Origin of the sequence: Granulicella sp. L56, from assembly GCF_009765835.1 — a bacterium.
In the GTDB taxonomy this organism is placed as follows: domain Bacteria; phylum Acidobacteriota; class Terriglobia; order Terriglobales; family Acidobacteriaceae; genus Edaphobacter.
On the sequence record NZ_LMUS01000008.1, the window covers coordinates 147,907 to 163,484 of the forward strand.

Consider the following 15,578-nt stretch of genomic DNA (forward strand, 5'->3'; position numbering starts at 1 on the left):
CGGGTGAGTGGCAGTGCAAAGATTATCGCGATCGCGAGTGCTGGAAGCTCCTATAATTTCGAATTGCCGGTGACTTCTTCTTCAAGAGGGATTTCCTTTATGCGTCTCGTACATGCTTCTACGTTTGCCATTGCTTTTGTTCTTCTGGTTCCTGCGTTTTTGGGCGCGCAGGCGCAAGGGGATGGTTCGCGCTCGGTCGCCGATGGCGGCATCTCGGTAGCAGGTTGGACAGGGCAGATCGACGCCAATGCTGCGAAGGCGGGAAAGACGATCAAGGATGCCAAGCTCTCAGAAGAGGGCAAGGTGCTGCATGTGACGACCGGGCCGGCGGTGTCGTATTGGACTCCCGCGGACACAGCGTCGGGCGACTACACGGTAAGCGCGACCTTTAATGAGCCGAAGTACATGAACCTGAACAGCCACCCTCATCCATATGGTGTCTTTATCGCCGGTAACGATATGGGGACGGATCAGCAGAGCGATCTTTACTGCGCAGCCTATGGCAATGGCACCTTTATTGTGCGGGGATTCGGACCGGCGCCATTTCAGATGAATGGGCGGAGCGGAGAGTCGGATGCGGTGCACAAGGCCGCAGGGGTGGGGCAGCCGGTGACGCAGACGATCGCACTTTCAGTGAAGGGCAGCAAGGTGGAGTGCGCCATCAACGGTACCGTGGTTGCGAGCTACGACAAGTCCGAACTGGTGACGGCGGGAAAGCTGAAGTCGACCGATGGGGTCTATGGGATTCGCTTTGCGCATAACACCGAGGGTACCGTGACCGACTTGAAGGTGACAAAGCCGTAGTTGCGTGGGCGGAGAGGGTTCCATTTCGGAACTGCAAATGTTTGCAACTAGCTGATTTACATTGACTAACATGGCGTCAATGGTGAAAAATCCTTCTGCTGTCAGAATCTCAGGCTAATGCCACAGGTAGCGATGCCGATGAAGACTCTGATGGAGGATTTCATTGGCATGGCTCTGACTGCACTCTTTCCCGATGCTGCCCAAATGAGACGCACCGCCGTCTTGCACGACGCCGAAACTGCGAAGCGAGTAATTCGCAGGCGGCCCACTCAGGTACAGGGACAGGCGCTTGAAAAACTGGGGCGCGCCATTGAGTATCTGATGGACTCGCGAATGGCCTTGATCGATGAGCCTTCGACTAAAGCAGATGCAGAAGCGTTGGAGGTTCTGATGCGGTTGAGCCGGTGCGTCTTCTCGGAGTGCAAGGAGATCGTTCCCGTGAGACGGCGCCTGAAGGCGTGGGCGCTGGCCAAGCTCGTTAGAGCCTGAGGGTATTTGCTACCTTTAAAGAACGATGCCTCTTACGCTTGTTCTTAACGGCCAGTCCCGCACCTTCGATACACTTACGCAGCCCGCAAATCTTGATCTTGTCATCGCAGAACTTGGGCTGAAAGGGGATCGCGTCGCGGTTGAGCACAATGGCACGATCGTTCCGCGGAGTGCGTGGGCTCAGACCGAGGTTGCGGCAGATGACCGGCTGGAAGTCGTCCACTTTGTGGGTGGCGGAAGCCAAGGGCAAAACTAGACGGAGCGTCCGGCGATGAGATCGCTGAGAACGGTCTCCCACTGATCGCCGTAGTCTTTCCAGCCGCCTAGGCTTTGAACACGCCGAAGGGCTGCTTCACTCATTCTTGATTGCAGGGCCGGGTCATCGGCTAGCTGCTGCATCCTTTCGGTGAGAGCAGCAACATCGCGAATGGGGACAATGAAGCCTTCAACGCCATCGGTGAAGAGGTCTTCACCGCCAGTGTTGGTCGAGCAGAGAACGGGGCAGCCGCAGGCGAGGGCCTGTCCCTGAACCAGAGCGAGACCTTCTTCGAGGCTGGGAAGAACCATGACGTGGCTGGTGCTCATGAATCGGGCCAGCGTCTCCTGATTGACCGACCCTAAAAATTCCACGTTCTCGCGAGGTAGACGATTGAGAACCGTCTTGAGATCGGGATTGAGCGCTCCAACGACGCGGAGACGCTTTGCCGGATGACGGAGTTTGGCAAAGGCTTCGAGCAGGTAGGGAACTCCTTTGCGCAGGCCAACGGAGCCCGCGAAGAGAACTTCAAAACGGTCGGATGGCGGTTCGCCGGTGCGGGTGAAGCGTTCGAGCCGGACACCATAGGGGATGACGCGGAGCTTTTCTGCCGGGATGCCCATTTCCACGAAGGAGCGGGCAGCGAAGCGCGAGGGAACGGTGATGGCGTCCGCCATCTCGTAGATCTTCTCTTCGCGAATGGTGTCGCGGATGTCGGAGATAGGACGCTCAACACCCCAGCGACGATACTCGTCGGCGACGAGCTGCTCCTGATAGCGCTGGTGCGATGAGCCGCGATCACAGATAAACTTGCCGCCGCGCTGCTGGACGAGCCGTCCGGTTTTGAGCCCGGCACCAGAGAGAGCGATAAAGGCGTCGCAGGGAGGGATGCGGCGGAGTGTCCACTCATCGAAGGAGAGCGCGTTGACGTAGCCCAGTTGATCGCGCAGCCAGCGGGAGTCGACACGGGAACGAAGGACGAGCATCTCGGGCGCGTGGAACCAGGGAAAAGTCTTTACTTTGGCGTGATCGAGGCCCTCGCGCTTCAGTCGCGCCCAGGGCCAGGTGGAGTAGATGGCTTCGAGGTGGCCGCGGCGCTCGAGTTCGCGCGCGAGTTCGAAGTGATGGAAGACGCCAAAGACAGCCTGAACAATTCGCATGAGGGCTCGGGAGGAGGACTGAGTCGATAGTACCAAAGCGAGGGAAGTGGGAGATTGGCTGGGATTTTGGGGTAACGTTTTCCAGAGGCGATTTTTAAGGCGCTTCGCACCTTTCTTGATGTATTCTTCCCCAGACACCCGGAGCCATAATGAAACGATTTAGTATTGCCATTCTCGCGCTTATCTCTGCGTCTGCACTCGGTCAATCGAAGCCTTCTGCTTATCTCGACCCATCGTTGCCGGCGGCTGTGCGCGCTCACGATGTGGTCTCGAAGATGACGCTCGACGAGAAGGCATCGCAACTCGAAGATTGGGCCACGGCGATCCCGCGGTTGGGGATCCCTGACTATCAGACGTGGAGCGAGGCGCTGCACGGCGTGGCGAACTCTGGATTTGCCACCGTGTTTCCTCAGGCGATTGGTATGGCCGCGACATGGGACCCGTCGATGGTGCATGAGATGGGCGATGTCATCTCGACGGAGGGCCGCGCGAAGTACAACGAGGCGCAGCGGGAAGGGAACCATCGCATCTTCTACGGGCTGACCTTCTGGTCGCCGAATATCAATATCTTTCGCGATCCGCGCTGGGGTCGGGGGCAGGAGACCTATGGCGAAGACCCGTTTCTGACCAGCCACATGGGCGACGCATTTGTTCAGGGTGTACAAGGGGACGACCCTGCGCACCCGGTTGCCATTGCGACAGCCAAGCATTTCGCGGTGCATAGCGGGCCTGAATCACTGCGGCACGTCTTCAACGTCGATGTCAGCCCACGCGATCTGGAAGAGACCTACCTGCCCGCGTTCCGCTCGCTGGTTGTGGATGGTCATGTGAAGTCGGTGATGTGCGCCTACAACGCCATTGATGGCACCGCTGCGTGTGCCAACAAGATGCTATTGCAGGACCACCTGCGCGGAGCGTGGGGCTTCAAGGGCTTTGTCGTATCGGACTGCGCCGCCATTGTCGATGTCACGCACGGGCATCACAATGCGCCGGACATTATGCACGCTGCGGCGATCTCAATCGAAGCCGGCACTGATCTATCGTGCAGCATCTGGTCTCCGGGATTTAATACACTGGCCGATGCCGTTCGGAAGGGCGTGGTCTCCGAAGATCTTTTGACGCGTTCCGCGGAGCGCTTGTACACAGGACGCTTTGAGCTTGGCATGTTTGGCGCACCGGGATCGAGTCCCTACGACAAGATACCGTTCTCTGAAGACGCTTCCGAGGAGCACCGCCAGGTTGCCTTGAAGGCAGCGGAAGAGTCGATGGTGTTGTTGAAGAACAATGGCGTGCTGCCGCTACGCCAGACGGTGAAGAACATCGCCGTGATTGGACCGACTGCCGATCTTCTGGCTTCGCTGGAAGGAAATTACAACGGCGTGGCGCTGCACCCGGTCTCTCCGCTTGATGGGATTGCCAAACAGTTTCCCGGAGCGAAGATTCATTATGCCCAAGGCTCCATGCTGGCCGATGGCGTTGGCGTGCCGGTGCCGCGTACGGTCTTTGGCTCTGGATTGCGCACCGAATATTTTGCCACCTCCGATTGGACGGGACGGCCAGTTGCGGTGAGTACCGAGCCGGAGGTCCAGTACGACTGGCGTGATGCCGTGCCGAACCCGGAGATCCATACCCACAACTACTCTGTTCGCTGGAGCGGCAAGATGAGCGCGCCAGCGGCAGGAAAGTACACTTTCATCTTTGAGGGAGGCCCGCCCTTTCCCTATTCCCCGAAGGAGTCGTACCGGTTTGTGCTCGACGGCAAGGTGCTCTCCGAGGGGCGCCTCGACGGCGGCAAACTCGACATGGGAGCGTTCACGGTGGCCAAGGGGGCGTCGCCTTCGGCTCCGCCGGTGATGACCGGCTCTCGCCCGGCACGGATTGAAGTGACGTTCAACGATACAAAGGCTCATGACTTCCAGCTTGAATATAGCCACTCTGGCGACCGTGCCGGAGGAAGCGCTGTGCTCAAGTGGGAGACCCCTGCACAGGTTCAGATTGACGAAGCAGTTGCCGCGGCAAAGGCGTCTGACGTTGTGCTCGCCTTTGTCGGGCTTTCGCCACAGTTGGAAGGCGAAGAGATGCCCATCAAGATCAAGGGCTTCGATGGCGGCGACCGCACCAGCATCGATCTGCCTGAATCGCAGAAGCAGATGCTCGAAGCTGTGGCAGCAACAGGGAAGCCGGTCATCGTCGTATCGCTGAGCGGCAGTGCGCTGGCGCTCTCGTGGGCGAAGGAACATGCGGCGGCAGTTTTGCAGGCATGGTATCCGGGAGTGGCGGGTGGCACAGCGATTGCCCGCACGCTGGCTGGAGAGAACAATCCTGCTGGCCGTCTGCCGATCACCTTCTATGCCAGTACCGATGATCTTCCTGCCTTCACGGACTACTCCATGAAGAACCGGACCTATCGCTACTTTACGGGCAAGCCGCTCTGGGGATTTGGCTATGGCTTGAGCTATTCCAGCTTCCGCTACGGGCCGGTGAAGCTGTCATCTTCTTCCGTGACTGCCGGACAGCCATTGACTGCGACCGTCAGCGTGACGAATACCAGCGCACGGGCAGGCGATGAGGTTGTCGAAGCTTATCTCAAGACGCCACAAGTCGATGGTCCTGAGCGCTCGCTGGTCGGCTTCAGGCGAGTTCACCTGAAAGCCGGAGAAAGTCGCCAAGTCTCTCTGGAGCTGAGTCCGCGTTCGCTCTCGGGCGTCGATGAAAAGGGACAGCGTTCGATTCTTGCTGGCGAATACCGGCTGAGCGTCGGATCGACACAACCTGCGGAGACAACGCGTAAGTCAGAGACAACCTTCGATATTCATGGCACAGCCGCGCTTCCAAAGTAAATCGCCTAGTCGCAGTCGGAGGCTGTAGTTGCGGTTCAGAAGATTCTGTCGGTTTTGCCGCTAAGAGATCGTCAGGCAGTCCGCTGTAGACTTGGTTAAAGTTCACTGGCGAGGTGGATCCATGCCAAACTACACGAAGACTGCCGAGGCGATCTCTCGGCTTTCTCCAGAGGAATTCAAGGTCACCCAACAAAGCGGGACCGAGCGGCCCTTCGAGAATGCCTATTGGGATCATGATGAGCCCGGTTTGTATGTCGATATCGTATCGGGCGAGCCGCTGTTTTCGTCACTCGATAAATTTCACAGCAACTGCGGCTGGCCAAGTTTCACTAAGCCGGTTGAGCCAGAGAATGTGGACGAACGGTCTGATAGCAGCCATGGAATGAAGCGGACCGAGGTTCGGTCGCTCCACGGCGACAGCCACCTCGGTCATGTCTTTGATGATGGACCCAAAGACGCCGGTGGCTTGCGCTATTGCATCAACTCTGCTTCGCTGCGTTTCATTGCTCTTGATGAGCTTGAGAGCGAAGGTTACGGCAGCTATCTCAACCTGTTTGAGTCTCAGAAAGGGAAGTGACGACAATGGCCTCATCCAACGAACATGCAATTCTTGCCGGCGGCTGTTTCTGGGGAGTGCAGGATTTATTGCGCCGCTATCCGGGCGTCATCTCTACGCGCGTCGGATACACGGGCGGTGACGTCTCGAATGCGACCTACCGCAATCACCATGGCCATGCCGAAGCGATTGAGATCGTCTTCGACCCTGAGAAGCTTTCTTACCGTCGACTTCTGGAATTCTTTTTTCAGATTCACGATCCGACGACTTTGAACCGTCAAGGAAACGATACGGGGACAAGCTATCGCTCGGCGATCTTTTACACGACCGACGAGCAGCGGAAAATTGCCGAAGAGACCATCGCCGATGTCAACGCCTCCGGGTTGTGGCCAGCCAAGGTGGTGACGGAGGTCGCCCCAGCGAGCGATTTCTGGGAGGCTGAGCCGGAGCATCAGGATTATCTGGAGCGCATTCCGAATGGATACACCTGCCACTTCATCCGACCGGGCTGGGTGCTTCCACGACGAACCAAGTGAACGCTACTGAGAGATAGGCTCGAATTTCAAGGGTGGCGTACACTTGGAGGGATAACTACGCGAACAGAAAGATTACGCCAAACTGTTCCGACGCATGACGGTCCCGGAGGGATCGGTGTCGAATGCCCTCTTCCCAAGTACAAAGCCCGTCGCTTAGAAGCGCATCACCCGAGATTCCAGTCGTGGCGATTGGCGCATCGGCAGGCGGCCTGGAAGCTCTTACGGCGATTCTCCGTGCTCTTCCCACTGATATCGCCATGGCATTCATGCTGATTCAGCATCTTGACCCTAAGCGCCATAGCATTTTGCCAGAACTGCTCTCGAAGGCGACCAGGATTCCTGTGCTGGAAGCCATCGATGCTATGAAGATCGAGTCGAATCGCGTCTATGTAATGCCGAGCAATGTTGATATTTCCATTACCGATGGCCACTTTGGGCTGACGCCGCGAATCCTGGATCACAAGCAGCATTTGCCTATCGACATCTTCATGCGCTCTCTGGCGGATGTTCGCAAAAGCCAGGCCATCGGCGTCATTCTCTCAGGTACCGCCTCGGACGGCACCGCGGGGGTTGAAGCAATTCGCGCCGAAGGTGGGGTGACCTTCGCGCAGGATCCCGAGACAGCGAAGTTCGACGGCATGCCTCGGAGCGCGATTGAATCCGGCTGCATTGATTTCGTTTTACCTCCCGAGAAGATTGCGGCGGAGTTGTCCTGGATGAGCAGTCATCCCAACGCCCGGAGAAAATCGGTTGATTCGCTGGAAGAACCAAAGGACGATGACCACGTTTTCGATTCAATCTTGAGACTGGTGAGCACTTCGCAAGGCGCCGACTTCACCAAATACAAACCCAACACCATTCATCGGCGTACCCAGCAGCGGATGGCCGCTCTCAGCATCGTTTCCCTTGCAGCCTATCTCACTTATCTCGGAGAGCATCCGGAAGAGGTGGCAACCCTCTCAAATCACGTTCTGATTCCGGTAACAGAGTTCTTTCGCAATCCAGAGGTCTTTGAGGACCTTGCAAGTACGGTTTACCCGGCGATTGTTGGAGAAAGGGCAGATGGAACGCTCCGTATATGGGTAGTCGCCTGCTCCAGCGGAGAAGAGGTGTATTCGCTGGCGATAACCTTGCTGGAATTTCTGGGTGCAAGAGCAGATCGTATCCGCATTCAGATCTTTGGCACGGACATTAGTGAGAAGGTGATTGCGAAAGCCCGCTCCGGCACCTACACCGACAGTGCCATGAAGAATGTCTCAGCGGACCGCATCGCAAGGTTTTTCACAAAAGTAGCGAGCGGATACCGGGTTAACAAAGCGATCCGCGATCTATGTGTCTTTGCGCGTCAGGATGTCACCAAGGACCCGCCATTTTCAAGCCTGGATCTTATCTCGTGCCGAAATTTCCTGATCTACGTTCAACCGGAGCTGCAGGAAAGAATCATCTCGACCTTCCACTACGCCTTGAATTCATCTGGATTTCTGCTGTTGGGAAATGCCGAGAGCGCAGCCTCTTATCCGCAGATATTCACGCCGCTCAATAAGAAGAGCAAGATCTATTCCAAAAAGGTTGGCAACCACCGTCAACAGCGCATGTTCAAGACAAGCAGGACTCCCATTCAAGCGACTGCATTGCCCGTAACGAAAGCGCAACCCATCAGCCGCGCCAGCCAGAATGAAGCGGAGCTGCAACAACTCGCAGATCGAATCGTGCTGAAGGAGTGCGCCCCGCCGGGTGTGATCGTGAACGACACCCTCGAAATCCTCCAGTTTCGCGGGCGAACCAGCCCCTACCTGGAGCCTGCATCAGGACGTGCGAACCTCAACATCCTGAATATGGTCCGCGAAGAGCTTGCCATCGCCCTGCGTACCACCATTGCCTTGGCCAGAAAAAGAGCTGTTCCAGTCAAGAAAAATGTCATTTTTGAACACGGCAATAAGAAGCGTGCAGTACATTTGTCCGTGGTTCCCATGGATGAACTGGCTTCCGGGATGGGGCGGTGTTATCTCATCCTCTTTGAAGACGCAGCCCTTCCGATCGAGCCGCATGACAAAACGGGTTCGCGCCTGCCTTTGAAGGCAAGCGATGTTGCTCGGAAAGCACTCCTTGAACAGAAGCGTGAATTGCAAGCAGCACGCTCTCTGCTGAAGGAACACCTGGGAGCGCAAGAGGCGCTGCGCGAAGACTATCAGTCTGCAAACGAAGAGATGCTCTCCGCGAATGAAGAGCTGCAAAGCACAAATGAAGAGCTGGAAACCTCGAAAGAGGAGCTGCAAGCTACCAATGAAGAACTGAATACGGTCAACGATGAGTTGAACAGCAACAATTCCACCCTTCACCTGCTTGGCAATGACCTGAAGAATCTGCTCGAAAGCACCGTAATTCCTATCGTGATGGTGGATAAGGGCCTGTGTATACGTCGCATGACTCCTACGGCGGAGACCGTCTTTAAAGTGCTTCCCTCGGATATCGGACGGCCCATTACCGATATCAGGCCGGACCTCGACGTTGATTTGAAACCATTGCTTACAACCGTTCTTCGGGATGTGGTGAACCTCGAACGAGAGGTGCAGGATCAGCATGGCCATTGGTATCGGCTGCAGATAAAACCCTACAAAACGCTCGATGACCGCATCGATGGCGCGGTCTTGATCCTCATGGATATCAATGTCATCAAGAAGCGCAATCAGGAACTGGTGCTTGCGGGCGAGTTTACGAAGTCCATTATCGATACCATGCCGGAGCCTGTGCTGGTATTGAGCGCCGGCTTGCGTATAGTGATGGCCAATCATGCGTTTTACCAAGCCTTTGAAGTGGAGCCAGAGGCAACTCTGAATCAACTTGTCTATAACCTTGGGGATGGACAGTGGAATAAGCCTGACTTGCGAGTTCTGCTGGAGGAAGTTCTGCCGCACGACAGAAATTTCTTGAATCATGAAGTCATCTACGACTTCCCGGGCATCGGCTGGAAATCCTTCATGCTAAGCGGGCGCTACATGGTGCAGGAGCCGGATACGGCCCCCCTGATTCTCTTGTCGCTCACGGATATGACCAAACGAAAGAAGATCGAAGTTGCGCTGATTCAGGCAGAGAAGCTGGCGATTGCGAGCCGTCTGGCGGCGACGATCGCTCATGAGATCAACAACCCGCTGGAGGCGATTACGAACCTTCTTTATCTCGCCTCGACCGGCGATGATGCAGCAGCCACAAAATTATATGCAGCCCAGGCGCTCGAAGAGGTAGCGCGCGTGTCCCACATCACGCAGCAAACCCTCAAGTTCTATCGGCAATCTACGGCTCCATCGTCGGTGCAGGTCTCCGAGATTCTGGATTCTCTACTGGTGCTGTACCACGGAAGGCTACTGGCCAATAACATCTCGGTCCATCGCCAATATAGAGAAGGACCGCCAGTCCTGTGTCTGGCAGGAGATCTTCGTCAGATCTTTGCGAATATCATCGGGAACGCGGTCGATGCGATGAAGTCGGGAGGCTCGCTCACCATCCGGGTAAGCGCATCGTTCGATTGGCGTAATCAGGAACGACGCGGCGTACGCACTACAATTGCCGACTCCGGCACAGGGATGGACACGAACACGCTCCGCAAGATGTTCGAGCCGTTCTTTACGACCAAAGGCGAAACAGGCACCGGGCTTGGGATGTGGGTATCCGCTCAACTTGTCGAACGCCTGCAAGCCGATCTGCGGGTATCGAGCACGATGCGTCCAGGCAGGAGCGGTTTCGCCTTCTCCCTGTTCTTACCCCTTGAGTTGTCGAAATAGAGAGATCGCTACGCTCCAGGTCCAGCGCCGTTCTCTTCGCTGGAGCGAATGCGGCACTTTTTTCAGTCCTGAACCAATGAGCGCATTGGCGATTTATCACTCACTGAGAGCAGTCATTGCAGCCTTCGGCTGGAAGCCATACCGGCTTGCTCTCGGATAGGTCGCGAGTCAATTCTCAGTTGGCTTGGTGATGTGGTCGATCACAAGGTTGGACACGGACTCATGCACAGGTTCAAGCTTGAGTCCAAGCTGCTCCTGCACCGCAGTGAAGATCGAGGGCCAGCTTTCTGGATCGCGTGCGGACCAGTCGCGGCCAAACTGAAGCGTGTAGTTGTAGATGCCAGTGAGGCCCGTCTTGTCAACGACGGGCGCTTCTACCATAGAGCTTAGGACACCGGTGATGGCCCGCATGGAAGAATCCGCTCCGACAAATTCGATGCCATGTTGCGATCCATGAGCTGCGATGTTCGCGATCGGCGGAGAAGTCGGTGCCTCTCCATTCGCGCGAGCCGGCGGCGGGGGCACAACCTGCATTTTGACGCCTCCTTTGCTCAGAACAAGGTTGTAGATAGAGCTGTTGCGGGTTTCAAGGTGTGTCTTGAGGTTCAGTCGTTGAGCCAGTAGCACGCGAATCGCGTTCCGCTTTTCAAGCCGGACCTCGTTATCGGTGAGCTTGGCGAGTCTGGCATCGGCCGCTTCGTCCGAGCGAGCCTGGATATCGTAGAGCGTGCTCGTCACCCAGTCCGGTGCGCCAACAACCGGGGCATCGAAGCCGTAAGCAATTTGGAGAAGGGCCTTTATCGGAAGGTTAGTCGCTTCGAATCGGCTGGAGTGCGGCGGACTCGAGACGGACACATGGAAATTGGCGTCCGGGGGCGGCGCAAGACGGATGATGGCAACGTCAAAGGTGAGTGTGGGCGTGAAGTTGGGTTCTTCCACAATTGGGGTTTGCGCGTGAAGGCACGGGCAGGATAGGAAGAGAAGAAGGGCCGCGAGCAAACCAATATGTCGCTGAGCGATGTGGGACATGAGCCTAGAACTCCTTTTGAGGACCTATAGCCAGCCGCGGGTGCGGGCTATGCGAGCGGCGTCGGTGCGGTTAGCGGCGCCTAGTTTGGCGATGACTTCGGAGAGGTAGTTGCGGATGGTGCCTTCGGAGAGACGGAGTTCGGCGGCAATCTCAGCGGAGGAACGTCCATCGCCGGCGCGCTGGAGTATCTGGCGCTCGCGGTCGGAAAGAGGATCTTCGTCCGCATTCCAGGCTTCGGCGGCGAGAGTAGGGTCGATGGCGCGGAGGCCTGCGTGGACACGGCGGATGGCTTCGGCGAGTTCGGAGGCGGGACGCTCTTTGAGGAGATAGCCACGGGCGCCAGCATCGAGAGCACGGCGGAGGTAGCCGGGGCGGGCGAATGTGGTGAGGATGATGATGCGGGCGGCAGAGTTGGTGAGCTTGAGCTCGGTTGCTAGCTCGAGGCCAGACTTTTCGGGCATCTCGATGTCGGTAACGATGACGTCTGGTACATGAATGCGGGCAAGTTTGAGGGCGTCGCGTCCATTTGCGGCCTGGGCGATAACGATCATATCCGGCTCAAGGTCGAGCAGGGCGGCGAGGGCACCGCGAAGCATGGTCTGATCCTCGGCGAGTAGAACACGGATGGTCGATGAGGGTTTGGTAGGGATCATGAGGCGGCGGAGCTCGCGTACTCGGTTGAGTTGCTGAGGGGTAGCTCGATAAGCAGGCGAGTACCGTTGTCGCGATCAAGCAGAAGCTGGCCGCCGATAGATTCAATACGCTGACGCATGCCGCGGAGGCCATTGCCTTCGCGGATGATGACATTCTGGCCATCATCATGGATGACGAGGCGACGGTGGCCGCCATCGGTGATGAAATCGAGCCGGCAGGTGGTAGCGTTGGCGTGACGAACGATATTGGTGACGGCTTCGCGGAGGGCAAGCGAAAGAGCTGTCTCTTCGTCGGCGGACAGAAGATCGGCGACGGGAGTGGCGTCGAATTCCATGAGAACAGTGACGCCGGCGGCTTGGAGGGTTCGGCGTGCGGCTTCGATCTCAGCAGTGAGGCCGCGGGTGCGGTATCCACTAATAGCTTCGCGAACTTCGGCGAGAGAGGTACGGGCGATGCCTTCGACGTCGGCGATCTCGGAGGCAGCGCGCTCCTGGTCGGCGGGCTGGGCACGCTCGATGAGGCGACCGGCGAGCTCGGCCTTGAGGACGATGACGGATAGTGTATGGCCAAGCACGTCGTGAAGGTCCCGGGCAATGCGTTCGCGCTCGGCTACGGCGGCCAGGGCGAGGTTCTCGTCGAGAGCGCTTCGGAGCTTGCGATCGGCACGCCTTTGCTCGGCCGAGAAGATGTTGCCGCCGCCGATGAAGGCGGTAAGGAAGATAGCAAAGACGGTGTTGAACCAACTAATGTGGAAGACGCCGCGCTGAGCGTGGAAGATAGCGCCCTCGACAGCAATAAGGATAACTTCCGAAGCGAATAGGGTCAGGACGCGGCGGATAGACAAGATTGAAAACGGTAGATATATGGCGGCATAGATGAAGAAGGTGGAACCACCCTGGTTCCAGGGAAAGGTGATGAGTCCGAGGCCGAAAGTAGTGACAACGGCCCAGAGCGGGGTAAGGCGGCATTCGAGGTCGACGGTGAAGTATCGAGTGAAGAGTGCGAGGAACACGACGAAGACGGTAAGCGTACCGAGCCAGAGGGGGCGGCTTGGCTCGAGAATTGGCGAAATGAAGAGGAAACTCGTGTAGGCGAACCAGATCCAGGCCCACTTGCCGCGGCTGGAGCTCGAGTTGGAGGCGGAGTGTTTCATGGCTGGTTCACCTTGCAGTGTAACGCTGCCTACGAATTTTTCTCGAGCCTGTGGAAGGCGATGGATGCGACGCCGAGCATGACCAGGGAAAAGCCAAGCAGACCGAACCAATGGCTCCACGGAGTTCCTGCGCTGGCGTAGCCGAAGACTCCGAGAGTGAGCTGCGAGAGGTGATAAGTAGGCAGCACAAAAGCGAACTTTTGCATAACCTTGGGCAGCATCATGATGGGGATCCAGAGGCCACCACAGAAGCTCATGGGAAGGTAGATCATGTTGGTGAACCCCGGAGCTGAGTTGAAGGGGACGACTAAGGCCACGACCATTCCAAGGCAGGCGAAGGGGATTACGCCGATGACCGTGAGGGCGAGGAGATGACCGACCTCGGCGCCTGTGACCGAGACGTGGCCAGCGGTGATTCCGAGCGCGCAGAGCAGGCAGACGATGATGACACCGAAGGCCATGGCACTGGAACATTTAGCGAGCAGGTAGGCGAGGGGCGGCATGGGGCTGGCGCGTTTGAGTTCGAGCCAACCGGCGTTAAGCTCGCCAGCGAGGCCGACACCAATGCCGAAGAGTGCGGCGCCGACCATGCCGAAAACAGAGTACGTGGCCAGAGTGTACTTGGCGACGGAGACACCGTGGATGGTAACGCCGCGGTTCATGATGAGGCCGAAGAAAATGTAGAAGACGACGGGGAAGCCAATCACAGAAAGGGAGAAGCCGCGGGTACGGAGAAGGCGGATGAACTCGTAGCGGGCTTCTGTGAGGAAGATGCGGAGGCTGCGGGGAATGCCAGTGGGGACAGAACGGAGAGTGGCGGCGATCGACATGGTGGGCTCCTTCTCGAGCATGCGGCGAGTGATATGGCGCGGCTAGGGATTTAGTCTGCTGTCAGGGAGAGGAAGGCGTCTTCAAGCGCGGGGCTGTGGACTTCGAGAGAGTGTAGGTCATGATCGAGAGCGAGGAGTTCTCGGAGCGTAACTTCGGGCCTGGTGGAGGTGATGGTAGCGATGGTGGTTGCGATATCGACGGCTGTGACTCCGGGGATGGAGCGAAGGGTGATTTCGGAGAGGGTGGTGGCGCAGCGGATGATTTTGAGTATGCAGTTGGTGGTGGCGTCTGTAGACGCAGAGCCGAGCGACTTGACTTCGGCGGGAGTGCCTTCGCAGACGACACGTCCCTTGTTAATGACGATAATGCGGTGGGCGAGGGCATCTGCCTCCTCAAGATAGTGGGTAGTGAGGAGGACGGTCTTGCCACGGGCGGCGAGGGAGCGGATCTGCGACCACATCAAACGGCGAGATTCGATGTCGAGGCCTACGGTCGGCTCATCGAGGAAGATCAGGTCGAGGTCACCAGCGAGAGCGAGGGCGAAGAGGACACGCTGGCGCTGGCCACCGGAGAGCTGTCCGAAGAAGCGGGACTCAATACCCTCGAGACCTGCAGCGCAGACGATGTCAGCGTAAGGCATGGGACTGGGGTAGTAGCCACGGAAGAGGTTGATGTGCTCGCGAACGCGAAGCATCTCCGGGGCTCGACCGACCTGGAGCATGACTCCGGTGCGGAGGCGGGCGGCGGTGTGGCGAGGGTCGGATCCGAAGATGCGGACTGCCCCGGAGATAGGCGCGCTGAGGCCCATCATGAGTTTGATGGCTGTGGATTTTCCTGCGCCGTTTGGGCCGAGGAGCGCGACAATCTCGCCGGGACAAAGGGAGATGGAGAGGTCGTCGAGAGCGAGGACGCCATTGGCATAGCGTTTGGTGACGCGCGTTAAGGAGGCCACTGGAACCGGCGGGATGAAAGGCAAGGCTTGAGTGGGAGCTACTTCGGCGAAGGCGAGAGTGGCGCTCATGAGAGTCGCTCCTTATGTCATGGGTGACGAACTAACATAGCGAGTATCGAAGGCCACGCGAGGCGATAGAAGTGCTCTATGTCATTAATGCGGGTGACGATTGTCACGCAAGTGTCCAATGCGGTGATACCCATCCGTCAGCTTTTCCACGGGGATGGATATAGGCCGGTGCAGATCTTCAGGACGTGCAGAAGGGAATAGCAAAACGCTCATTGAACTGGGTCATGAAAGCTGGCAAGAACGCGTTTCCTGCACTAATGTCGCAGACATTAGCGAGCCGAAGTTCCTTTTATCTCGATATTTAGCTCCGCCAATGCTCGACCAAGCTGCGTCATGCCCGCGCCGTTAACGGCGTTCGGCTTGTTCACTCGGAAGACTACATGCTTGTCAGAGTAAAAGGCCACGGGGCACCCAAAGGCCAGCACGTAGCCGTGAACTGCGGCCATACAGTCTATATACATAATATGTG

Annotated in this window: 13 protein-coding genes and 1 pseudogene; 7 read left to right on the forward strand and 7 right to left on the reverse strand. The window is 57.4% G+C overall.

Going from position 1 to position 15,578, the window contains the following annotated elements; genetic code table 11:
- The first annotated feature begins 99 nt into the window (after positions 1–99).
- The 3 genes from GSQ81_RS19305 (at position 100) to thiS (ending at position 1,549) form a co-directional block, all read left to right on the forward strand.
- A complete protein-coding gene (locus tag GSQ81_RS19305) occupies positions 100–804 on the forward strand; it encodes a hypothetical protein (RefSeq protein ID WP_158912429.1) in 705 nt (234 codons plus the stop codon).
- 168 nt (positions 805–972) lie between these two features.
- Positions 973–1,293, forward strand: coding sequence for a hypothetical protein (locus tag GSQ81_RS19310; protein WP_158912430.1), 321 nt, complete (start codon positions 973–975; stop codon positions 1,291–1,293).
- Positions 1,294–1,318: 25 nt separating this feature from the next.
- A complete protein-coding gene (thiS, locus tag GSQ81_RS19315; RefSeq protein WP_158912431.1) occupies positions 1,319–1,549 on the forward strand; it encodes a sulfur carrier protein ThiS in 231 nt (76 codons plus the stop codon).
- Here the strand turns inward: thiS and GSQ81_RS19320 are convergent.
- Positions 1,546–2,709 (reverse strand): glycosyltransferase family 4 protein, encoded by a 1,164-nt coding sequence (locus GSQ81_RS19320; RefSeq protein WP_158912432.1) that lies wholly within the window; start codon positions 2,707–2,709, stop codon positions 1,546–1,548. The two genes, thiS and GSQ81_RS19320, sit on opposite strands and share 4 nt — an antisense overlap.
- A 149-nt stretch (positions 2,710–2,858) precedes the next feature.
- Between GSQ81_RS19320 and GSQ81_RS19325 the strand changes: the two genes are divergently transcribed.
- From GSQ81_RS19325 to GSQ81_RS19340, 4 genes are all read left to right on the forward strand, one after another.
- Positions 2,859–5,549, forward strand: coding sequence for a glycoside hydrolase family 3 C-terminal domain-containing protein (locus GSQ81_RS19325; protein WP_158912433.1), 2,691 nt, complete (start codon positions 2,859–2,861; stop codon positions 5,547–5,549).
- A gap of 121 nt (positions 5,550–5,670) precedes the next feature.
- Positions 5,671–6,126, forward strand: a complete 456-nt coding sequence (gene msrB / locus GSQ81_RS19330) for a peptide-methionine (R)-S-oxide reductase MsrB (RefSeq protein ID WP_158912434.1) — start codon at positions 5,671–5,673, stop codon at positions 6,124–6,126.
- Positions 6,127–6,131: 5 nt separating this feature from the next.
- Complete coding sequence (gene msrA / locus GSQ81_RS19335; RefSeq protein WP_158912435.1) at positions 6,132–6,641, forward strand: peptide-methionine (S)-S-oxide reductase MsrA; 510 nt, start codon at positions 6,132–6,134, stop codon at positions 6,639–6,641.
- A 122-nt stretch (positions 6,642–6,763) separates the two neighbouring features.
- Positions 6,764–10,420 carry a chemotaxis protein CheB gene (locus GSQ81_RS19340; protein ID WP_158912436.1) on the forward strand — a complete coding sequence of 1,219 codons (3,657 nt, stop codon included), beginning with the start codon at positions 6,764–6,766 and terminating at the stop codon, positions 10,418–10,420.
- A gap of 168 nt (positions 10,421–10,588) precedes the next feature.
- Here GSQ81_RS19340 and GSQ81_RS19345 read toward each other — a convergent pair whose 3' ends face one another.
- The 6 genes and pseudogenes from GSQ81_RS19345 to GSQ81_RS20190 all read right to left on the reverse strand — a co-directional run.
- The gene (locus tag GSQ81_RS19345; protein ID WP_254060347.1) at positions 10,589–11,359 is read right to left on the reverse strand and encodes a TIGR03435 family protein; all 771 of its coding nucleotides are present in this window, start codon (positions 11,357–11,359) and stop codon (positions 10,589–10,591) included.
- 114 nt (positions 11,360–11,473) lie between these two features.
- The gene (locus GSQ81_RS19350; RefSeq protein ID WP_158912438.1) at positions 11,474–12,103 is read right to left on the reverse strand and encodes a response regulator transcription factor; all 630 of its coding nucleotides are present in this window, start codon (positions 12,101–12,103) and stop codon (positions 11,474–11,476) included.
- A complete protein-coding gene (locus GSQ81_RS19355; RefSeq protein WP_158912439.1) occupies positions 12,100–13,257 on the reverse strand; it encodes a sensor histidine kinase in 1,158 nt (385 codons plus the stop codon). Before GSQ81_RS19355 ends, GSQ81_RS19350 begins: the two co-directional genes overlap by 4 nt.
- Positions 13,258–13,286: 29 nt before the next feature.
- Complete coding sequence (locus tag GSQ81_RS19360; protein WP_158912440.1) at positions 13,287–14,087, reverse strand: ABC transporter permease; 801 nt, start codon at positions 14,085–14,087, stop codon at positions 13,287–13,289.
- A gap of 50 nt (positions 14,088–14,137) precedes the next feature.
- Complete coding sequence (locus GSQ81_RS19365; protein ID WP_158912441.1) at positions 14,138–15,109, reverse strand: ABC transporter ATP-binding protein; 972 nt, start codon at positions 15,107–15,109, stop codon at positions 14,138–14,140.
- Positions 15,110–15,241: 132 nt separating this feature from the next.
- Positions 15,242–15,537, reverse strand: a pseudogene (locus GSQ81_RS20190) (ISNCY family transposase); the annotation flags it as partial.
- Between the last annotated feature and the right edge of the window lie 41 nt (positions 15,538–15,578).

Bases quoted from the DNA above. Each gene is read 5' to 3' on its own strand.
- msrA (WP_158912435.1), top strand. From the start codon at position 6,132: ATGGCCTCATCCAACGAACATGCAATTCTTGCCGGCGGCTGTTTCTGG.
- GSQ81_RS19320 (WP_158912432.1), bottom strand. From the start codon at position 2,709: ATGCGAATTGTTCAGGCTGTCTTTGGCGTCTTCCATCACTTCGAACTC.
- GSQ81_RS19350 (WP_158912438.1), bottom strand. From the start codon at position 12,103: ATGATCCCTACCAAACCCTCATCGACCATCCGTGTTCTACTCGCCGAG.
- GSQ81_RS19325 (WP_158912433.1), top strand. From the start codon at position 2,859: ATGAAACGATTTAGTATTGCCATTCTCGCGCTTATCTCTGCGTCTGCA.
- GSQ81_RS19305 (WP_158912429.1), top strand. From the start codon at position 100: ATGCGTCTCGTACATGCTTCTACGTTTGCCATTGCTTTTGTTCTTCTG.
- msrB (WP_158912434.1), top strand. From the start codon at position 5,671: ATGCCAAACTACACGAAGACTGCCGAGGCGATCTCTCGGCTTTCTCCA.
- GSQ81_RS19355 (WP_158912439.1), bottom strand. From the start codon at position 13,257: ATGAAACACTCCGCCTCCAACTCGAGCTCCAGCCGCGGCAAGTGGGCC.
- GSQ81_RS19340 (WP_158912436.1), top strand. From the start codon at position 6,764: ATGCCCTCTTCCCAAGTACAAAGCCCGTCGCTTAGAAGCGCATCACCC.
- thiS (WP_158912431.1), top strand. From the start codon at position 1,319: ATGCCTCTTACGCTTGTTCTTAACGGCCAGTCCCGCACCTTCGATACA.
- GSQ81_RS19360 (WP_158912440.1), bottom strand. From the start codon at position 14,087: ATGTCGATCGCCGCCACTCTCCGTTCTGTCCCCACTGGCATTCCCCGC.
- GSQ81_RS19310 (WP_158912430.1), top strand. From the start codon at position 973: ATGGCTCTGACTGCACTCTTTCCCGATGCTGCCCAAATGAGACGCACC.
- GSQ81_RS19365 (WP_158912441.1), bottom strand. From the start codon at position 15,109: ATGAGCGCCACTCTCGCCTTCGCCGAAGTAGCTCCCACTCAAGCCTTG.